Raw genomic sequence first — 3369 nt, 5'->3', positions numbered from 1 at the left:
CCCACTTTCAGATGCGACTTGTTGAAACCCGTTGGAGCATCGCAATAACTGCAGATTTGCCTGAGGTCAGATCCCCGCAACACCGTCGTTCCTAAGTAGTTGAAATGACTCGGATACATTTTTGGATCAGGCTCTCAGGATAAGGGCTGGCGTTCCGTGAACCCCTGCCCCGTTGGTGCCGACTAAGCAGATGTGCTTAATTGCGCCCGCGTCAACCTAGGGTTTGTCATGAGATCGGCGATCGCTGCAACCTTTGTCATCGTAGCCTCCGCGGTTTCAGCGCAGGCGCAGATGACGCCGCCGTCGGCGGCGGGCGCGCGGCCAAAACCGGTCACCACCGTTCCGATCCGTCCCGCACTGCAGACCCCGGCCGATACCGCAAGCGCGATGGCGCAGGCGGAGCGTCAGGCGATCCAGTCGGATCTGGCCTGGGTCGGGCACTATAACGGCGCGATCAATGGCGAGGTCAGCGACCGCATGGTGGCCGGCATCAAGGCGTTCCAGAAGGACCGCGGGGCCAAACAGACCGGCGTGCTCAATCCGCAGGAGCGCGGCGCGCTCGCGGAAGGCGCGAAAAAGCGCCAGGACAATGTCGGCTGGAAGATCGTGTTCGATGCCGGCACCGGCGTCCGCCTTGGCGTGCCGACAAAACTTGTGCCGCAGCAATCCAGCGACGCCACCGGCGCCAAATGGACCTCCACCACCGGCACCATCCAGATCCAGATGGCGCGGCGCAAGGAGGCGGGCCCCACCACGGCAAAACTCGCCGAGCGGGAGAAGAAGGAGCCCGCCGGGCGAAAAATCGAATACAGCTTGGTCAAGCCGGATTTCTTCGTGCTGTCGGGCCTGCAGGGCCTGAAGAAATTTTATCTGCGAGGCCAGATCAAGGGCGATGAAGTCCGCATCCTCACCATCCTCTACGACCAGGCCACCGAAGGCACCATGGAGCCGGTGGTGATCGCGATGTCGAGCGCGTTCACTCCGTTTCCCAACGGCGCGCAGGCCGGCGGACCGCCGCCGCGCAAGACCGTCGAATATGGCACCGGCATCGTCGTCAGCGACGACGGCGCGATCGTCACCGACCGGCAGGTGGTCGATGGTTGTCTGTCGATCGTGGTCGCAGGCTACGGCAATGCCGATCGTACCGCCGAAGACAAGGACCACGACCTCGCGCTGCTGCGCATCTACGGCGCGCGCGGATTGAAACCGATTGCGCTGAGTGAGGACGCCGCAAAAATCGACGGCGAACTGATCGGAATTGCCGATCCGCAGACTCAGGGCGGCGGTGCGGCGGTCAGTAACGTCAAGGCGACCGCCACGCCGGCCGGCAGCGGCGCCGATCTGACGCTGAAGCCCGCGCCCGGTCCGGGTTTTTCCGGCGCAGGTTTTTTTGACAACGACGCCAAGCTGCTCGGCGTCTTGCCGCTTAAGGATATCCTGCAGCTGACGGCCGCTGCGCCGCCTGCGCCAGCAACGCTTGTGCCCGCCGGTGTCGTGCGGGAGTTTTTGAAGGCCAATGGAGTCGCACCGGCGAGCGACTCCCCGACGGATGCGAAGGCCTCGGTAGTGCGGGTGATCTGCGTGCGGAAGTAGACTAATCAAACTGGGGACATCAACTCCTTGATCAGCGCCGTATCGGCAAACTCCAGCAGTTCGACGATCTTTCCGTCCCTGAAATGAAAGGAGTCGAGCAGATCGGTGGTAAACGTCCTGTCGCGCGGTACATATTTTATTTTTACACGTGAATGGACAGCGGCATGCTCGCCGTCGATAACCATGTTGATGATGTCGCGATCGATGAAATCGAAGACCGCGATGAGCCCCGTCATGGCCGCTCGAATGTTCTGATGACCTCGCGCAGCCTCTGCGGCCGGCACCAGCTCCTTCGATCCCGCGAGTTCAAACACGGCCTCCGGATCAAAGGCTGCCATCAGCGTCTCGATGTCGCCTTTCTGGCGCGCCGCGTAGCATCGCTCGATCACAGTCTTAATCGTGTTACGATCCGTCATCGCAAACTCCCGAAGATGTCGTCAACGGCCAGACTACCACAGCGTGTGAACACCGGCGAGTCTCGCTTGTGACAGTTGGAGGCCGTCCTGTTGACGCAGAGCGGCAGCGGGACTAGCCGGGTAAGGCGAACTGTCCGGCATGACTGAGCCGTCCGTGGGCCTGCGCGACCATCTGCTCGATGATATCTGCCGCAGGCCGGACGTCGTGAATCAATCCCACCGCCTCGCCCATGAACACGCCTGCGTTGTCGGCGTCTCCCGACGTGAAAGCTTCCCAGTAGCGTTGGTTTTCGGATGCATTGATCGAAGGCTCGGTCAAAGCGTTTTCGTCGCCTTGCCATCTCGTGACAAAACCATTCCTGAGCGCGCGCCCGCTGAACTCGTCCGGCCAATGATAATTGCGCACCAGATCGATCACACTTGTCTTGACGGTCGCATCGCCATCGGCGGCGATGATCGCATCGTGGAAACCGTGCGGCGTCAACGCCTCGGAACTTGCGACCAGCCGCGAGCCGATCAGCACGCCATCCGCACCGAGCATCAGAGCGGCGGCCAGCGCGCGGCCGTCGGCGACGCCGCCCGCCGCCACCAGCAGCGTATCGGGGGCCGTTTTCGCGAGATAATCGGCGACTTCGGACACCAGCGTGAACGTCGAGCGGCTGCCGCTATGTCCGCCGGCCTCGCCACCCTGTGCGACGATCACCTCGGCGCCGGCGCCGACCGCCACTCTCGCATGCGCCATCGACTGGACCTGGCAGATAACCGGCACGCCGGATTGCCTGATCTGCGCGGCGAAATCAGCGACCGGTCCGAATGACAGCATCACCGCGGCGGGCCGCCTTGCCAGCACCTGATCGAGCAATCCCCGCCGTTGCGCCAGCGACCACGTGATAAAACCGCATCCAATTTTGGCATTTCCCGCCGCGGAAAATTCCCGCTCCAGCCAGCCGCCGTCGCCATAGCCGCCGCCGATCAGACCGAGCCCACCGGCATTCGACACCGCGGCCGCCAGTCTTCCGCCGGCGATCATCCCCAGCGGGGCGGAAATGATCGGATGCTCGATGTCAAACCGCTCGGTCAGCCGCGTACGTAATCGCATCGATGGCTCCATTCGCACTTACTCCGACGTCATCCTGAGGTGCTCGCCGTTCGTCACGGCGAGCCTCGAAGGATGGCCACAAGCGCCCGGTTCCATCCTTCGAGACGCCGCGCAAGAGCTCGGCTCCTCAGAGTCTGATTCAAAATAAGTGACTCAAATCATTGGAGTTCGAGACACGGAAAGTCAGCCCACTTTCAGATGCGACTTGTTGAAACCCGTTGGAGCATCGCAATAACTGCAGATTTGCCTGAGGTCAGATCC

The 3369-nt window shown here is 62.2% G+C and carries 3 protein-coding genes; 1 reads left to right on the top strand and 2 read right to left on the bottom strand.

The annotated features are described in order from the left end of the window. The first annotated feature begins 228 nt into the window (after window positions 1-228). Window positions 229-1593 carry a serine protease gene (locus tag VGP39_RS18200; protein WP_327569489.1) on the top strand — a complete coding sequence of 455 codons (1365 nt, stop codon included), beginning with the start codon at window positions 229-231 and terminating at the stop codon, window positions 1591-1593. A gap of 5 nt (window positions 1594-1598) precedes the next feature. Here VGP39_RS18200 and VGP39_RS18195 read toward each other — a convergent pair whose 3' ends face one another. Both VGP39_RS18195 and VGP39_RS18190 read right to left on the bottom strand, forming a co-directional pair. Further along, entirely contained in the window at window positions 1599-2009 is a 411-nt protein-coding gene (locus tag VGP39_RS18195) for a nuclear transport factor 2 family protein (protein ID WP_327569488.1), read from the bottom strand. Window positions 2010-2121: 112 nt separating this feature from the next. Beyond that, window positions 2122-3108, bottom strand: a complete 987-nt coding sequence (locus tag VGP39_RS18190; RefSeq protein WP_327569487.1) for a nitronate monooxygenase — start codon at window positions 3106-3108, stop codon at window positions 2122-2124. Between the last annotated feature and the right edge of the window lie 261 nt (window positions 3109-3369).

The sequence above is a fragment of the Bradyrhizobium sp. genome, assembly GCF_036009065.1.
In the GTDB taxonomy this organism is placed as follows: Bacteria; Pseudomonadota; Alphaproteobacteria; order Rhizobiales; family Xanthobacteraceae; genus Bradyrhizobium.
The sequence above is the reverse complement of the archived record's forward strand: the minus strand, read 5'-3'. Positions and strand labels throughout refer to the sequence as shown.

Coding starts and splice junctions, on each gene's coding strand:
- VGP39_RS18200 (WP_327569489.1), top strand. CDS start 229: ATGAGATCGGCGATCGCTGCAACCTTTGTCATCGTAGCCTCCGCGGTT.
- VGP39_RS18195 (WP_327569488.1), bottom strand. CDS start 2,009: ATGACGGATCGTAACACGATTAAGACTGTGATCGAGCGATGCTACGCG.
- VGP39_RS18190 (WP_327569487.1), bottom strand. CDS start 3,108: ATGCGATTACGTACGCGGCTGACCGAGCGGTTTGACATCGAGCATCCG.